The organism is Mesobacillus jeotgali (assembly GCF_900166585.1).
GTDB classification, from domain to species: Bacteria; Bacillota; Bacilli; order Bacillales; family Cytobacillaceae; genus Mesobacillus; species Mesobacillus jeotgali_A.
Map to the genome: position 1 here is coordinate 124703 of NZ_FVZC01000008.1, position 17020 is coordinate 141722.

The 17020-nt window shown below is 44.3% G+C and carries 16 protein-coding genes; 2 read left to right on the forward strand and 14 right to left on the reverse strand.

Translation table 11 applies throughout. From position 1 onward, the window contains the following. Positions 1 to 63: 63 nt before the first annotated feature. The 6 genes from B5X77_RS05925 to B5X77_RS05950 all read right to left on the reverse strand — a co-directional run bounded on the left by B5X77_RS05925 (position 64) and on the right by B5X77_RS05950 (position 7725). On the reverse strand, positions 64 to 1341 hold the full coding sequence (locus B5X77_RS05925; protein ID WP_176167285.1) for a YjiH family protein: 1278 nt from the start codon (positions 1339 to 1341) through the stop codon (positions 64 to 66). A gap of 310 nt (positions 1342 to 1651) precedes the next feature. Then, entirely contained in the window at positions 1652 to 3310 is a 1659-nt protein-coding gene (locus B5X77_RS05930) for a glycoside hydrolase family 13 protein (RefSeq protein ID WP_079506128.1), read from the reverse strand. A gap of 171 nt (positions 3311 to 3481) precedes the next feature. Then, on the reverse strand, positions 3482 to 4507 hold the full coding sequence (locus B5X77_RS05935; RefSeq protein ID WP_079506130.1) for a LacI family DNA-binding transcriptional regulator: 1026 nt from the start codon (positions 4505 to 4507) through the stop codon (positions 3482 to 3484). A gap of 24 nt (positions 4508 to 4531) precedes the next feature. Further along, the gene (locus B5X77_RS05940) at positions 4532 to 5353 is read right to left on the reverse strand and encodes a carbohydrate ABC transporter permease (protein ID WP_079506132.1); all 822 of its coding nucleotides are present in this window, start codon (positions 5351 to 5353) and stop codon (positions 4532 to 4534) included. Continuing rightward, positions 5353 to 6213: a carbohydrate ABC transporter permease gene (locus B5X77_RS05945; protein ID WP_079506134.1), complete on the reverse strand. Its 861-nt coding sequence runs from the start codon at positions 6211 to 6213 to the stop codon at positions 5353 to 5355. The genes B5X77_RS05940 and B5X77_RS05945 overlap by 1 nt, the downstream gene beginning before the upstream one ends. Positions 6214 to 6420: 207 nt before the next feature. After that, the gene (locus tag B5X77_RS05950; protein WP_079506136.1) at positions 6421 to 7725 is read right to left on the reverse strand and encodes an ABC transporter substrate-binding protein; all 1305 of its coding nucleotides are present in this window, start codon (positions 7723 to 7725) and stop codon (positions 6421 to 6423) included. Between the two features lie 397 nt (positions 7726 to 8122). Here B5X77_RS05950 and B5X77_RS05955 point away from each other — a divergent pair, with 397 nt between their 5' ends. Together B5X77_RS05955 and B5X77_RS05960 are read left to right on the forward strand one after the other, a co-directional pair. Continuing rightward, the gene (locus B5X77_RS05955) at positions 8123 to 8983 is read left to right on the forward strand and encodes a Cof-type HAD-IIB family hydrolase (RefSeq protein WP_079506138.1); all 861 of its coding nucleotides are present in this window, start codon (positions 8123 to 8125) and stop codon (positions 8981 to 8983) included. Positions 8984 to 9002: 19 nt separating this feature from the next. Continuing rightward, positions 9003 to 10100, forward strand: coding sequence for a PQQ-dependent sugar dehydrogenase (locus tag B5X77_RS05960; RefSeq protein WP_079507588.1), 1098 nt, complete (start codon positions 9003 to 9005; stop codon positions 10098 to 10100). Positions 10101 to 10216: 116 nt separating this feature from the next. Here B5X77_RS05960 and B5X77_RS05965 read toward each other — a convergent pair whose 3' ends face one another. The 8 genes from B5X77_RS05965 to B5X77_RS06000 all read right to left on the reverse strand — a co-directional run bounded on the left by B5X77_RS05965 (position 10217) and on the right by B5X77_RS06000 (position 16994). Beyond that, positions 10217 to 10873, reverse strand: a complete 657-nt coding sequence (locus tag B5X77_RS05965) for a TetR/AcrR family transcriptional regulator (protein ID WP_079506140.1) — start codon at positions 10871 to 10873, stop codon at positions 10217 to 10219. A gap of 22 nt (positions 10874 to 10895) precedes the next feature. Next, positions 10896 to 11927 (reverse strand): ABC transporter permease, encoded by a 1032-nt coding sequence (locus B5X77_RS05970; RefSeq protein WP_079506142.1) that lies wholly within the window; start codon positions 11925 to 11927, stop codon positions 10896 to 10898. Next, complete coding sequence (locus tag B5X77_RS05975; RefSeq protein WP_079506144.1) at positions 11917 to 12639, reverse strand: ABC transporter ATP-binding protein; 723 nt, start codon at positions 12637 to 12639, stop codon at positions 11917 to 11919. The genes B5X77_RS05970 and B5X77_RS05975 overlap by 11 nt, the downstream gene beginning before the upstream one ends. Before the next feature lie 135 nt (positions 12640 to 12774). Beyond that, the gene (locus B5X77_RS05980; protein ID WP_079506146.1) at positions 12775 to 13674 is read right to left on the reverse strand and encodes a FixH family protein; all 900 of its coding nucleotides are present in this window, start codon (positions 13672 to 13674) and stop codon (positions 12775 to 12777) included. Next, entirely contained in the window at positions 13671 to 14345 is a 675-nt protein-coding gene (locus B5X77_RS05985) for an ABC transporter ATP-binding protein (RefSeq protein ID WP_079506148.1), read from the reverse strand. Before B5X77_RS05985 ends, B5X77_RS05980 begins: the two co-directional genes overlap by 4 nt. After that, positions 14342 to 15139 (reverse strand): ABC transporter permease, encoded by a 798-nt coding sequence (locus tag B5X77_RS05990; protein WP_176167250.1) that lies wholly within the window; start codon positions 15137 to 15139, stop codon positions 14342 to 14344. Before B5X77_RS05990 ends, B5X77_RS05985 begins: the two co-directional genes overlap by 4 nt. Continuing rightward, on the reverse strand, positions 15103 to 16431 hold the full coding sequence (gene nosD / locus B5X77_RS05995; RefSeq protein WP_079506152.1) for a nitrous oxide reductase family maturation protein NosD: 1329 nt from the start codon (positions 16429 to 16431) through the stop codon (positions 15103 to 15105). Before nosD ends, B5X77_RS05990 begins: the two co-directional genes overlap by 37 nt. 2 nt (positions 16432 to 16433) lie before the next feature. Then, positions 16434 to 16994, reverse strand: a complete 561-nt coding sequence (locus B5X77_RS06000) for a hypothetical protein (protein WP_079506154.1) — start codon at positions 16992 to 16994, stop codon at positions 16434 to 16436. Between the last annotated feature and the right edge of the window lie 26 nt (positions 16995 to 17020).

A 17020-nucleotide genomic window follows, 5' to 3' on the forward strand; every position in this document is an offset into this window, starting at 1 on the left:
AAAAAACCCGGCTGGCATCCCGCCAACCGGTTTTCGAAGTGTTAAAACTGATTCAAACTCACATTAGAATAACATATGCGCAACCAGTACGATGATTGGCAATGTAATGATTGTACGCTGAAGGAAGATGATGAACAATTCCCAGAAGGAAACCGGAATTTTTGATCCCAGCAGCAATCCGCCTACTTCTGACATGTAGATCAGCTGGGTAACAGAAACAGCCGCGACGATGAATCTTGTCATTGGGCTGGCGATATCAGCACCGATAACTGAAGGCAGGAACATGTCCGCAAATCCGACAATCAATGTCTCGGATGCAGCCTTAGCCTCAGGAACCTGCATCAGCCCCAGCAGCGGAATGAACGGCATACCAAGCCATTGGAACACAGGTGTATATTCTGCCACAATTAAAGCAAGTGTACCAAGAGCCATGACGATTGGCGCGACGCCCATCCACATATCAAGTATATTACGGACACCAGCCATCAAGAAATCTTTTATGCTTTTATTGCCGGCTGCTTTTTCAACAGCCTGGGCCATTCCCCATGAGAACGGTGTATAACCTTCCGGGATGTCTTCTTCCGAATAGTCGGTGTTCTGTTCTGTGAAGTACGTATCCTGCTTCGTTGATAGTGGCGGGATTCTCGGAAGAATGATGGCAGCGATCACGCCTGCACCTGTAACCGTCAGATAAAAAGGAACGAACATGTGAGCCAGATGAACCTGGGAAATGACGACAAGGCTGAACGTGATGGAAACCACTGAGAAAGTCGTGCCAATGACAACAGCTTCTCTTTTGGTGTAATAACCTTCTTCATATTGCTTGCTAGTTAAAAGGACACCGATAGTGCCATCGCCAAGCCAGGATGTCAGGCAGTCGATTGAAGAACGGCCAGGCAATTTGAAAATGGGACGCATAACTTTTGTCATCAGGGTGCCAAACAATTCGAGCAAACCGAAGTCCAGGAGCAACGGAAGAAATAAGCCTGCAAACAGGAAAACTGCGAAAAGGATTGGCAAAAGGTCATTGAGCAGCAATCCTCCGGTGTTGGATGACCAAATCGCTTCCGGACCTAATTTGAATAAGGCCATAATTGCAAAAATAGCGCCAAGCAGTCTTGCAAAAAGCCAGATAGCTGGCACATCGAATAACGCCTTAAGGAAATGATTGCGATTCAGGATTTCTGGCCTGACGGTTTTTATTAGTAGAGTACCGATAAAAGTCAAAACTATGATTACAGTCATGATCGCCGGCAGGGTTCCGCCAAGCAAGTCCTGTACCCAACCAGACAATACCGCGATTGGGATGGTGATTTCTCCTTTGTAGGAGATCGGTATCATAAAAAAGAATATTCCTATTAATGAGGGAATGAGGAATGCTAATAAATTCCCTGTAGATCTCGTGTTACGTAATGGTTTTTCCAAAATTCATTCACCCTTAATACATATTTATAAGCCAAAAAACATTTTAATGCATAACCCCTGTTTTGCCAACAATTTTGCAAGCCCAATTCCTTCCTGTGTTATATTCTCCTAAAGAGGGTCAGCTAAACTGAAAACAGAAACTTAAGCCAACTTCTTATTATTTTGGCAAAGTGAATGAAAGGATTTACAAAAAATTAAGGGAGTGCCTTTTAGAAGGCACTCCCTTTTATTGAATATATACCCTTGTTTCATAAGGTTTTAGCGTATATTCTGTTCCCTGTCCTTGATCTGCCACTTCATAATTGTTAAGGAGCAGCTTGCTTGTCTCAAGCGGGAATCCGTCGAAATCAAATGTTGCTGGCTCATTAGAAAGATTGGAAATCACCAGGGCTTTTTTGCCGTCCAATGTGCGGGTATATGCATAAATTTGTTCATGGTTTTCAAGCACTAAATCATATGCGCCGTATGTGAATACATCATTGGCTTTCTTCATTTCGATCATTTTTTTATAAAAATGAAGGATGGAGTTCGGATCCTTAAGCTGTGCCTCTACATTGACGGCTGTGTAATTCGGATTCATTCCAAGCCAAGGCTTTCCAGTAGTAAAACCGGCATTCGCAGCGTCCGACCATTGCATTGGCGTGCGTGAATTATCGCGGCTTGTTGCCCAGATGAAGTCCATGATTTCTTCGTGTGGGACTCCATTCTCACGGCGGATTTGATACAGGTTTTTGATGGCAACATCATCATAATCTTCAATGGAAGGGAACTGGACATTCGTCATGCCGATCTCCTGTCCTTGATAAATGAAAGGCGTGCCTTGCATCAGGAAGTACATGGATGCAAGCGCAGTTGCACTTTCGCGCCAATATTCCTTGTCATCTCCCCAGGTCGAAACAATACGAGCTTTATCATGATTTTCAATGAATAGTGCATTCCATCCGTGGCCTTCAAGTCCCTTTTGCCAGCGGGTAAAAGTCTTCTTCAGTCTAGGCAGATCCAGGGCTTTCTTTTCTGAATCCCAAAGATCAAGATGTTCAAACTGGAATACCATATTAAATTTGCCTTGTTCTTCGCCAACCCATAGATCAGCTTCCTCAATACTCACGCCGTTAGCTTCGCCCACTGTCATGATGTCGTATTTTGAGAAGGTTTCCTGTTTTAGCTCCTCAAGGAAGGTCTGGATTCCATCGACATTCATATGCTTGGCAAAAGAAGAAACATATTGCTGTCCATCAGGATTAGGCATATCCTTAAGGCCAGCTTCCTTCTTGATATGGCTGATGGCATCGACACGGAAACCATCGATTCCCTTATCAAGCCACCAATTGATCATATCGTACAATGCAGTGCGGACTTCTTTATTTTCCCAGTTCAAGTCAGGCTGTTTACGGGAGAAGATATGCAGGAAGTACTGGTCCGTCATCTCATCATACTCCCAGGCAGATCCTCCAAAGATGCTCTCCCAGTTGTTCGGCTCCGCGCCATCTTTGCCATCGCGCCAGATATACCAGTCACGCTTCGCACTGTCCTTGGATTCACGTGATTCAATGAACCATTGATGCTCATCACTCGTGTGATTGATGACAAGATCAATGATCAGCTTCATGCCGCGCTTGTGTGTTTCAGCAAGCAGCCGGTCAAAATCTTCCATAGTCCCGAATTCATCCATGATATCCTGATAGTCACTGATATCATAACCATTATCATCATTAGGAGATTTGTACATCGGGCAAATCCAGATGACATCGATTCCTAAATCCTTCAAGTAATCAAGTTTTGAAATCATTCCTTGTAAATCGCCGATGCCGTCGCCGTTGGAATCCATGAAGCTCCTCGGATATACCTGATAGGCTACAGCCTCTTTCCACCATGTGTGTTTCATGTGAACCCTCATTTCTTTGTTTGATCCTGATGTTACCTGTCATTTTATATAATCATTTTGTACTGCTTGCAATTCACTTATGAATCGCAATGCAAGATTCATCTTTTTCCACCGCTCGCAACTCACTTATGAATCGCAATGCAAGAATAATCTTTTTCCACCGCTCGCAACTCACTTATGAACCGCACTGCAGGATTTTCGCTCAATCATTTTTGCCGGGATTGTGACTCTCTTCGGCAAAGCGTCCGGATTTTTGATGAGATCCAGTAAACAGTTTGCTGCTTCGAATCCGAGCTGGAAGATGTCGATATTAACTGAAGTGAGCTGTGGCTTCATATGTTCCGCCAGTGGTACGTCATTGAAGCTGACAATAGAGATATCATCTGGCACAGTGATATTCAATTCCTCCGAGTAACTCATTAGCTCGATTGCTGTAAAATCATCCGCTACTACCAGGGCAGTAGGGGGCTCATGTGAGGAAAGGAACGATTGGATGCCTTCTTTTCCTTCGGATTTTAAACATTGTTGATGGATGATATATTCTTCATCAAATGGAATGCCAGCTTCTTCAAGTGCCTGTTTGAAACCTTCAAGCCGGTCGATCGTAAACACATATTCGGTATTGACACCGATAAAGGCAATCCTCCTATGTCCAAGACCTACAAGATACTCTGTCACTTGCCTGGTGATATAGATATTATCATTATCTACATAGGTAATCCGCTCGGCATTCTTGCTCGGACGGCCGATGACCGTGAAGGGGAAGTTTCGGTCGAGCAGGTATTTCATGATTTTATCGTCTGTTTTCGAATAGAGAAGAATGATCCCGTCAACCCGGCCACCCTGCACCATCGAAACGACCTGTTCGTAAATTTCCTCATCTGTAATGCCAGTTGTAAGATAAACCCCGAATTGGTGTTCATGGGCTTTCATGCTGATTCCCCTGATGACTTCAGGAAAAAAGGGATTCTGTAATGCCTGGGTAGCCGAATTTGGCATGACGATACCGATCGTTTCTGTACTTTTTCCCACGAGACTGCGTGCCTGAAAATTAGGATGATATCCCAGTCTGTCCATCACTTTTCTCACGCGCTTCTTTGTTTCATCATTGATATGTGGATGATCCCCGATCACCCGTGAAACGGTGGAAGGTGACACGCCGGCTGCCTTGGCTACATCTTTGATGGTGACTGCCATTGGTTGTCTCTCCTATTGTATTGATTATTTTACCGAGCCTTCTGAAACACCCTTGATGATTTGCTTTTGCAGGAAGAAGTAGATAATAATGACCGGAATGATCGCAATCGTCAGTCCTGCCAGAGCCAGGTGCCATTGCTTCGTATATTCCCCAAAGAAGAAGAACATCTTTAGCGGTATTGTTTCCATTCCCTGCTGGTTGATGACAAGAGAAGGAAGCAGGTAGTCATTCCAGATCCAGATGATATTCAGGATTGCCACTGTAACAGACACTGGTTTTAGCATCGGGAAGATGATGTACCAGAAAATCTGGAACCGGTTCGCGCCATCAATCGTCGCAGCTTCATCAAGAGATTTCGAAATCCCGCTTAAGGTTCCATGATAGAGGAAAATCGATAAACTTGCACCAAAGCCAAGATACATAAAGATAAGTCCGGCTCTGTTAAGCATCTCAAGCTTACCGAAAATTGACACTAACGGAATCATGACTGATTGGAAAGGGATCAGCATCGCTGCAACGAAAAGCATGAAGATCACGCCGCTTGCTTTTCCCCCTCGCCTTGAAAGCGCATAGGCAGCCATAGAAGAAAAAACAATGATAACCGCAACGGCGAGCACAGTAATCAACACAGAGTTGAAGAAGGTTTTAATAAAATCAAGACGCTCAAATGCGACTGTGTAATTCTCGAATGAAAAAACATCCGGAAGCTTCAATGTATCCTCAAACATTTCTCGTTTTGTCTTAAATGAGTTGACAATCATCAAGTAAAACGGGGAAAGCCAGATCAGCGCAAGGATGATGCCGAGAATCTCAAGAATGATCCGGCTTTGCTTTTTCTTCTTCATTACATCTCGACCTCCCGTTTTTTATTGATATACACCTGTGTCAACGAAATCGCTGCAACAATCAGGAAGAATATGACCGCTTTTGCCTGAGCAAATGCCATTGCATTTTCCACGAAGGCCGTTTTGAAAATTTCCATCGCGACCATCTGGGTGGAGTTATACGGACCTCCGCCAGTCAGCGACAGGTTCTGGTCATAAAGCTTGAATGAGTTGGAAAGTGTCAGGAACAAGCTGACTGTGAAAGCAGGCATGACCAGCGGGAAAGTGACATGGTAAAAACGCTGGAAGCTGTTCGCACCATCAATTTCAGCTGCTTCGAGCAATTCCTGCGGAACACCTTCAAGGAAAGAGATATAGATGACCATGATGTAACCGGCCATTTGCCAGCTCATCAATATCGCCATTGCCCAGAAGCCTGTCGTTTCAGTGGATAGCCATCCCTGCAGGCCTTCGACACCGATCAGCTCACCGATGCTTGCAAATACCTTTGTAAAGATGAACTGCCAGATGAAGCCAAGGATCAGTCCGCCGATCAGGTTCGGCATGAAGAAAATCGTTCTAAGGATATTATTCGTTCTGAATTTTTGCGTGACCAGCAAAGCCAGGGAGAGGCCAAAAAAGTTGATCAGGAATACAGAAACGACAGTGAACTTTGTAGTGAACCATAGGGCGTTCCTGAATTCTTCTTCAGCAAAAAGTGCTTTATAATGTTCAAGGCCAACAAAAGATGGGGTCTTAATCCCATTCCAGTCTGTAAATGAGTAATAAAAGCCGTAAGCCAGCGGCAGAAGAACAACCACTGCCAGAGCAAGCAAGGCTGGAGCAAGGAAAAGCCAGTACCAGAGATTCCGGTTGCGCATCTGTAAATCCTCCTATTCTCTTAATGGTGCCATGGTAAGTAAATCTGCTCCTTAGCAGCTGAAGAAGAATTATGAAAAAGCCCTGCTGGCGGCTTTTTCATAATTCCGCATATACCAGCTCCAGAGCAAAACTGATAGCTTCACAGAAAAAAGATAGGAAACAAAACAGCCGCGGCCGTTCTGTTTCCTTCTTTGTTAAAAAGCCTGTTATTTACGAGCGTCTGCCCAAGCTTTGGAAGACTCTTTTACTAGTTCATCCCAGCTCATTTCGCCGCTCACGTATTTCTGGATGTTAACTCCAAGCTTTTCCTGTCCCCAGCCAGTTGGGTAACCCATGAAAGTCCAAGCCAGTGTTTTGCCAGCTGAAGAATATTCATAGATTTCTTTTGCAAGTGGATCAGAGATTTTGCCAGCGTCATATCCTTCATAAGCAGGAATGAATTTGAAGTCTTCAATTACAGCAGTCTTACCTTCTTCAGAAGTGTATAGCCAGTCAAGGAATTCCTTAGCTGCTGCAACTTCTTTTTCGTCCTTATTGCTGTTTACAGCCCAGTACATTGGAACGCCAACCGGGATAGAATCTTCTTTATAGCCTTCAACCGGGATTGGCAGGATTCCTACACCGCTGTTAGCAAGCTCTTCGTCGATTCCAGCGATAGAACCAGATACCCAGTTACCCTGCTGGATGATCGCAGCCTTGCCAGTAGAGAATAGCTCCTCAACTTGCTTAGCATAGTCAAGGCTTACAGTAGGCTGGTCAGAGTATTTGTTCTGGAGGTCCAAAATCTTTTTGAAAGCATCTCCGTGCTTGAAAGTAACTTCTTTGGATTCAAAAGCGTTAATCACATTCTGGTCGAATTCAGGTGCGAGGAACACGTTTGAAAGGTGCAGTCCTGTTACCCAGGTTTCTTTTGCTGGAAGAGCGAATACAGATGTAAGGCCAAGGTCTTTCTTCTTGCTGTCAAGTGTCTTAACCGCTTCTTCTAGAGCACTGTAGCTAGTAATGCTCTTAGGGTCGATTCCTGCTTTTTCAAAAATGCTCTTATTATAGATGAAGCCATAGCCTTCCTGGTTGTATGGAAGTCCAAGGATTTTGTCGTCTTTTGTTACACCTTCAAGAGTTCCGCTGAGCGCCGCTTTTGCAGCCTTTGTATCAGAAAGATCAGCAAGCTTTTCTTTCCAGTCTTCAACGTCCTGCGGTCCGCCTACGTTGTAAATAGTAGGTTCATTGCCTGAAGCGAATTTTGATTTAAGAGCAGCACCGTAATCTTCGCCGCCGCCGACAGTGGTGATGTTGATATCAACATCTTTGTTTGCTTCCTCATAAGCTTTGGCAAGGTCTTCGAACTGATCCTTGAATTCTACCTTGAACTGGAAAATGTCAACGGTTACTTGATCGCCGCCGCCATCTCCTGATTTTTTCGTGTCATCGCCTGATGAACATCCTGCTAGACCTCCGCCAACTAAAAGCCCAAGAGAAAGAACTGCTGGAAATAGCTTTTTTGCTTTCATTTTTGAGATACCCCCAAATTTTTTGTTTTTTTGCATGCAATACATGCGTTCCGAAAGCGTTTGCATATTTTTGCTAAGAAACTGAGAAGATATTGAATATATACAACACCTTTAAAACGCTTACATAAAGAGGGATGAAAGGCTGTAAACCTTGATAATTCTGAGGTTTCTTAAATTATCCCGCCATGCATTCTCTATATGCAAACGATTGCAGCTTGTGGCTACATAATAGCATATGAATTTATTAATGACAATATGAAAGTTTCAGAGAATTTAAGTTTATCTGCAAAGGTTCAATCCATCGAATGATGTATATACACGTATTATTTGCCTGGCATGGGTTTTAAGGTCTATCATGAATGTTAATACTGAAAATTAATTGCAGAAGGTGAAAAACATGATTAAATGCATAGCAACTGATATGGATGGAACATTATTGACAGCAACACAGGAGATTACGGCGGAAAACCGCGAAGCGATATTAATGGCGAAGGAACAGGGAATCGAGGTGGTAGTCGCTACCGGCCGCTCCTATGAGGAAGCAAGATTCGTACTGGAGGAATCGGGACTAAAGCTGCCAATGATTTGTGTGAATGGCGCTGAAGTTCGTTCTGAGGAAGGCGAGATTGTGGCCTCGAATCCACTGGATAAGGACAAGGCCCGGCAGTCTGCACTGCGTCTCGTCGAAAACGGTGTTTATTTTGAAGTTTACACAAACAAAGGTACATTCACCGAAGATGAGGATAAAGCGATCTCGATCATCGTGGATATTTTTTCAACCGCCAATCCTGAGGTGCCAATCGAGAAAATTGCTGAGGCAGCTGAGGAAAGGATGCATAAAGGGCTGATCACGAAAATAGATCAATATGATCGTTTATTTGAGGACGACCAATATGAAATTTATAAGCTCCTGGCTTTTTCTCTCGATGATGACAAGCTTGCGGGTGCCAGGGAGGGTCTGGCAGAAATAGAAGGACTTGCTGTCAGTTCATCCGGGCGGGAGAACATAGAGATCACAAGCCTGGACGCTCAAAAAGGCATTGCGCTGGAGAAATTCGTTCAATCTAGAGGAATCAGCCTTGATGAGACGATGGCGCTCGGAGATAACTTCAATGATGTATCCATGCTTGAAAAAGTCGGGAAACCGGTCGCAATGGGTAATGCAGCCGAAGAAATTAAAGTTCTATGCGGCGAAGTAACCCTTACAAATGAAGAGAGCGGTGTAGGGAAGGCGATCAAGAAGGTGCTGAAAGACTGATTTGGAAAGGACTGTTGTCATGAAAGGAATCTTGTATGTGTTGCTGGCAATGCTGATGGTTTTATCAGGATGTACAGGCAGTATGGAGGAAACAAAACCTGATGGTGAAGTGGATGAAAATCAGCCAGACAAGGAAGCGGTTGCCCAGGTCGGCCAGCTTGAGGCAGTGGCGGAAAATCTTGAGGTGCCATGGTCAATCAATAAAAGCGGGGAAACCTTTTACCTCAGTGAACGTCCTGGTTCGATTGTAAAAGTGTCAGGTGAAAATATGACCCGACAAAGTGTTTCATTGAAAAAGGACTTATCTCAGGCTGCTGAAGCCGGCCTGCTGGGATTTGTCCTGGCACCAGATTTCGAGCAATCCCAAAAGGCATTTGCATACTACACATACGAGAATGGCACCGGCCAGTTCAATCGGATTGTCGAACTGACTTTGCAAAATAATGAATGGACGGAAGGCAGGCTGCTGCTCGATAAAATTCCGAGCGGCCGCTTCCATCATGGAGGCAGGCTGAAGATGGGTCCAGACGGAAAGCTTTATGCGACAACAGGGGACGCTGCAGCAAATCCCGAAATCGCCCAGGATTTAGATTCCCTGGGCGGCAAAATTCTGCGGATGAATCCTGATGGTTCGGTTCCCGTGGATAATCCGTTTGAAAATTCATATGTATACAGCTACGGCCACCGCAATCCGCAGGGAATGACCTGGTCGAAGGATGGAACGATGTATGCCAGTGAGCACGGCCCATCTGCCCATGATGAAATCAATAGGATTGAAGCAGGTAAAAACTACGGATGGCCGGTGATTACCGGCGACGATACAAAGCAGGGCATGGAAACACCAATTTTCCAGTCAGGCAGAGACACATGGGCACCATCTGGCATGGCGGCCCATAATGGGAAGCTATATGTCGCTTCTTTAAGAGGAAATGCACTGCGTGAATTCGATCCAGCTGCCAAAACAACAACGGAAGTCGTCACCGGAGCAGGGCGGATCCGCGATGTCATGGTCGAAGGCGATTATATTTATTTTATCAGCAATAATACCGACGGCCGCGGCACTCCGAGCGAGGGCGATGACAAGTTATATCGCGTAAAGCTTGATGAATTACGGTAAAAAAGAGGAAGAGGGACTCTGTATGGGAGTTCATCTTCCTTTTTGTTGATTTATTGGCGAACTGGAAATTAAGCGTGTTTTTTTCAATTAAAAAAACCGAGCAATCAACGCCCGGTTCAATTCTTACTTTTCTGTCCAGCCAGCCCATGCAGGATGAATTGGATTGTGCGTTCTGTTTCTGCTTCGTCATCCCAATCTGCTTCTGGCAGGATCATATAGCGTGCGATCAAATATCCTAAGATGGCGGAAAACGTCAGCCTGAACACGCTGTAGGCAGGAATTTCAATGATTTGGCCTTTAGCCTGATAATACTCTACAAGCTTTATGAACCGCTCGTAGATTGCCAATCCGATATGTTCCTTGAAAAGCTCCTTCAATTCTGGATGAAAGGGGATTTCCTGCACCAGAATTTTCACTGTGGGCAGATTTTTAATAAGGAAGTCCCGGCGATTTTCGAGCATTGCTTTCAGAAAATCTTCAAAATGCTCAAAGTCTTGATCCAGAACCTTCGTTAAATCTTTTATGATAAAAGGTGCCACGAACTTAGCCATCACCGGAGCGACAATCGCCAGCAGCAAATCCTTTTTCGTTTTATAATGTCTGAAAATCGTTCCTTCAGCTACGCCTGCCTTTTTGGCAATTTCGCTGGTTGATGTGGCGGAAAATCCTTTTTCGGCGAAGGATTCAATCGCAGAGAGGATAATTTTCTTCTGCTTATCCGTCAGCTCTTCTCCGTCCATCAACTCATCTATTTTTAATTCTTGATCTATCATTATTTACTCCTTTCACCTGGGCCTAAACTGAACGGTGCTTCCGCAGCGCTAAAATATTCAGGAACATGAATAGAGCAGAGAAACCTGCAAGCATCAGCATATTCCCGTAGATAGCATCCCAACCGTATCCTCTCACCATGATATCACGCAGTGCTTCTGCAGCATAATACAGCGGCGTAATCGGGCCAAGCCAGCTTAGCCAATCGGAAATTGTCTCCAGATTGATCAGGCCAGAGAAGAAAAACTGCGGAACGATGATGACCGGGATGAATTGGATCATTTGAAATTCATTATTTGCAAACGCTGAAAGCAGAGTGCCAAGTGTCAGTGCCGTCATCGACAGCAATAAAGTGATCAGCAATACGTAGAAAAAGGAACCTTCCATCAGCATTCCAAGGATATAGATCGCATACCAGGCGATAAGTGTTGCCTGCAGCATTGTAAAGAGTCCGAAGCCGAGGACGTAACCGGTGACAATTTCCCATTTGCGCAGCGGGCTTGACAGCAACTTTTCAAGTGTGCCGCTCGTTCTTTCACGCAAAAAAGAAATCCCGGAAATGATGAACACAAAGAAGAAAGCGAAGAACCCCAGCAATACGGGTCCGAAATAATCAAATTGTCCCATATCCTCGGAGCCGTGCAGATAAGCGGCCATCAGTTCAGAATTCCCCTTAGCTGGCACCAATGACTTGGTTGCTTGCTGGAACCATTTCATAAAAGCTCCATTAACTGTTGGATCGCTTCCTTCCAGGACGATTTTATCGATCATAGGGCCATTAAAAACTAGATACCCATCGATTTTACGGTCCAATGCATCCTCTTTTGCGGCTTTGGCCGATTCATATTCTGTTGTTTTGGCATCCTCCAACTCTAGCTTTTCCAGGATAGGGCCAGGTACATTGACCAATCCAACCCTGGGAACATAGTTTTCTCCATTAAAAACAAGGTGGAGCATCGTAAGGATGAGAAGAGGTGCAACAAGCATCATCGCTAGCGTCCTTTTGTCCCTGAGAAATTGCCGGATAATCCTGATAACTAAAGCTCTAATTCTCATGATGGACACCTCCGTATGCTAAAAATGCTTCCTCGACGCTGGCTGAACCAGTCTTTTCCTTCAACTCAGCAGGAGTGCCGACCGCAATCAAGCGTCCATCGCGAATCAGGCCCAATCTGTCACATTTCTCTGCTTCATCCATTACATGTGTCGTGACGATGAGTGTCTTGCCGCTAGTTTTTAAGTCATAAAATCCCGCCCAGATGCTCTGTCGCAAAACGGGGTCGATTCCGACGGTCGGCTCATCGAGGATCAGCAGCTCAGGTTCATGCAGCAATGCTGCAGCAAGGGAGAGGCGCCGCTTCATTCCCCCGGAGTAATTGGTTACCAGTTTATTAAGATGTGGTGATAGATCCACCAGTTCCATCACTTCCAGAATGCGCTTTTTTCGGTGAGGGCCTTTTAGTCCGAACAGCGACGCGAAGAACTCCAGGTTTTCTTTCGCGGACAATTCGGTATAAAGCGCATCGGATTGCGCCATGTAGCCAATTTTTTCAATCAACTTCAATGACGGCATTTTTTCACCAAATAGATAGTTTTCGCCTTCAGTTGGCATATCCAGACCAACAAGCTGCCTGACGAGAGTGGTTTTGCCTGCTCCTGAGGGACCAAGCAGACCGAAAATTTCACCGCTTTCAATTTCTAAGTTGATGTTTTTTAAAACGTCATGCTTTCCATACCGTTTGCTTACATTTTTAATGGAGACAATCATTTCGCAGGCACCATCCTTATTAAAGTGAGTAATCACTCACTAATAGTATAGAGAGTTTAATTGATTTTGTATAGTGAGTAATCACTCATTTTATTCTCCAGGAAACGACATAAAAAAACCCTCTTTAAGAGGGCATTACATAATCTTTATTTTAAGAGAATTCACCTGGCTTACCAGCAATTCTTCGTATTCCTTTTCAGCTGTAAACTGGATTTCCTGATCCTCGGCCTTTGGATTTTCCTTTTTTACTTTTTCAATTAAATCATTCTGAACCTTCTGGGTGAGGACAATGCGGGCATATTGCTCATGCTGGATGTTCCAGAACTTTTCTTCCCCAAAATCAGAAATCAGCTTTTGGGCCGCTTCAGATGCCTTATATTGATTGCGGACGTTTTCAATCGCAACGCTTATTTCATGTTCACTTGCCTTATGTCCTTTCTCAAGTCCCAGCATGGCCATAGCCCTCAGCCGGATAATTTGCGTCAGCAGCTGGTTTTTGTCCTGGTTCAGTTTCTCCTGGTTATCCCAATAGGCAAGTGCCTCATCCAGCTTTTCGCCCGTATACTTCTCGCGGTCTGTTTCACGGTTGATTTCGATATGAAGTTTATTGATGAACTGGTAAAATTCCAGATCTTCATCGGTGATCCATTGACCGTTTATGGAAGCAACACCTTTCGCTTTTTTAACAGTCAGGTCCATAATTTCTTCTTGTTTAAGTCCATCCTTCTCCAGATTAAAAGCAGCTTCCCATTCTCCTGCCATTGAAAAAGCAGCACTTCCTGCATAAACTCCGTCAGATACTTCTTCCAGGTCAACCTTGATCGTTCCATGATCCATGCTGGCCATCGCAAACTCTGCCGCAATAATTAGATCCTTTACTGCCTTTCCGTCTTCCGTCACTTCAATTTCAAATTTTGATTCTTCACCGTTTGCAAAAACTGGTTCGCTGATGACATTCAATTTCCATTCCGGCTCCTGATTGCAGCCAGCCAGCAGGATTGTTATTAATATGAACAAAGATATTAGCTTTTTCACTTTTCCATTCCCCCTAGGTCCTGAGTCTTTAAAAAATCTTCGACTGTGTATTTTGTCATTTTTCCATTATCTAAAAATGCGACATGTGTACATATTTTCTTAATCTCATCCAGGTGATGGGAAGAGAGCAGGATGGTTTTGTCTCTCAGGGATTGAAGGACTTCTAAAATTTCCTTCCGCCCCATTGGATCGATTCCGCTTGTCGGTTCATCAAGGACCAGGATATCGGCGTCCTGATACAGGGTGATGGCAAGCCCTAATCGCTGGAGCATCCCCTTCGAATAGCGTTTAACAGTACTGTTGCGGTCTTCCCATAAGCCGACTGACGTCAAGATTTGCTCTATTCTTACAGGATCAGCCTTCCCCGTGCCTGCCTGTGCAAAGAAAGTGATATTTTCGTAACCTGTCAGAGCTGGATACAGCATAAATTTTTCCGGCAGATAGGCAATCTCATTTTTCCAGCGTTTATTATTTTTCCGTGACTTCCCGTTCACCAGGATTTCACCTTTCCTGATTGGAATAAGTCCAAGCAAACTATTGATAAAGGTGGATTTTCCTGCGCCGTTTCTGCCGACAAGCGCACACACCTCATTTTTTTCTATTGATAAGCTGATATCATTTAAGATTTCCTTATGGCCATAGGACTGTGTTAAGCCAGATACATTGATCATTCCGAACCCTCCTTGCGATGAAGCAGTACAGAGCATGTAAATGAAGCAGCCATCCAGAATAGAAGGCACGCCCCGAGGAAAACACCCGGCTGCAGCCACATGAAAGATTTTAATAGATGCGACATGTGCCCGAATGAGTAAATGCCCAATCCTGTCTCAAGGTACAACCTTACAGCCTGAATGGGATTAAGGAAATAGGCGATGGAAAAAAGCTTTACATTCTCATGGGATACATCCTGGATCATGGAAAGCAAGGCAAAGTCATGCAAGAAAAAGAAGTAGAACCAGGTGATGACCGCAATCGCGGCAATTTGCATCCTTGACCTGCTGATGCTGCCAATCAGTGCGCCAATTTGCGTAAAAATCATCATAAGAACTGAGACTGATAGAATAAAGACGAAGTACGTTCCAACTTCCGTTTTAAAGAAGACTTTTAAAGGAATGAAGAAAATGAAAAACCAGCCGAAGAGCGGAGCCAGGAGTACTGCATGCAGTCCAGCGCTCTTTTTTAAAAGGAAGGTCATATAACTCTCCTGCCTTGTTAATAGCATGACAAGTGTTTTTTGTTCCTTTTCCTGAAAGATGGAGAAGGCACCGATAAACAGGGACAAAATTGGAATAAAATAAATCAGTGTGTCAAACAGATTGATCAGCAGGATATAAAAGCCCTGATCATAGGAAAGAGCGGATGACCTCACAAGCAGAAGGACAGAGACAAGCATGACTGTTCCGATTGCGAGCCAAAGCCCTTTGCCTCTTATATTTTCCTTCCATTCCTTCCAAATGAAAAACATAGCAGTTTTCTCCTTTTTGCAAAGATTGCCGTTATGCCAACGGCTATTACGATTAAGAGTGGCCATTTTGGTTTTCGTTTTCCGGTGAGCGGATGCGGATCCTCAAACATCACCTTGTCGTGATCCAGCAACTGGTTCATTTTTTCGTAGATTTTAATGGCCGGGCTTTTTAGAAAAAGATAGACAAGTTCCTGATCCTCAATCAGTTCATAGAGCGAGGATTTATAAACCGCTGGGCTGTCACCGACTCCATTATGGTCGAGGTCAAGCGCAGGGAAGGACATGCCCCAATCGTTGCCGGTTCCTTCAAAGCTCCACTCATTCCTGCCAGTACCGCCCAGTGTGACAGCTGGTATGGTATTTTCTTCAATCGTATTTTCAGTAAAGATCTGCTCATTTGAACTGGCCCAGAGTTCAATCCCGATCTGGTTTTGCGAGATATGGTTCGACCGAATCAGGTTGTCGGTCGATTGATCTATATATAACCCTCTCTGGTTCATGTAGAAAGTGTTGTTCTCAATTTTATTTTCGTTTGCTGATAACACAAGCAATCCAAAGGATCGGTGTCCATAATTAAAGATGAATTGATTATTTTCCAGCTTAAGCTGATTGGAGTGCATGATGGCAGCTCCGCCTGTATTAAAGGTGAATATGTTGTTTTTAAATTCGTTGCGGTCCGAATACATATAATGCAGACCGTAACGTGTTTGGGTTATTTCATTGTTTAAGGCTTTATTGTCATTGCTATAATCGAAGAACATACCGTCTCTCGTGCCTTCGATATGATTCTTTTTCAATAGGTTTCCATTTGAGTAATATACATGCAGTCCATTGCCCTGGGCTGCTATTTCCTTTTTTCCAAGCCCCTTAATTCTTACATTTTCTATGATGTTCTGGTGAGCTTTGCTTAAATAAACACCGTGGAAGGATTGCTCAATCCTGATATTTCGAATGATGTTTTTATCTGTATATATTTTGATTGCGGCATATTCTTCCGGGCTATTGCGGTCCATTCCGCTCTTTTTCACCTCAAGGTCTGTAACGGTGACACCTGGAGCACGAACAGAAATGACATTGCCTTTGCCATCTCCTTCAATGACCGTTCCTCTCGTCCCAATTAGGGTTAGCGGCTTATCGATCACGATATTCCCGGCATAGGTTTTATTTTCAAGCTTGATCACTGCACCGTCTTTGGCTGTATCAATGACGGCCTGCAGGTTTTCCGCTGCCGTCCCCTTTTCCGGAAAAATAATAACGGAAAAGAGCAAGAGCAGCCAAAAGATTTTTTTCATGGTCAACGATCCTTCCAAAGGGGAATGAGAATCAGGATGAATGCTGCTATTACCAAAAAGGAACCAGTGCCAAGGTAGCTGTTTGTAATGAAGTTTGCCAGTGTGTTCTCGCCTAAAATCGGCGGGACAAATGGATCGACTTTTATGGGTGCTGTCGGGCTTAAGTCTGTTCCAAAGTCATGAAGCCAGCGGCGAAGATCCCAGACACCAAGCAGCCCGCCAATTGAAAATATTCCAATCAGGAAGTAAAGAATCATTTTCTTCCTCAGGATGGCGGTGATAAGTGTAAGCCCGGCCAACCCGCCAATTAAATATTTTAAGTAGTTAAGCTCTGGAAAGTTCTCTTCACTGAATCCTTTCATGCCGATATAGTGGTTCAGTCCATTGACGATATCGATTTCGCCCTCCAGTTTGTCTGGGTAGACAATGATGTTCAATCCTTCTGGATATTGCGGTGCAAAGAACTCCATACCCCACCATGGGAAAAATAAAGATGCGGCTATCAATGCGGCTGCTGCAGCAATCAATCCAGAGGAGAGGATGGAGAGTTTTTTTCCGGCCAAGTGAATCACGCCTTTCAGTTTGAAAG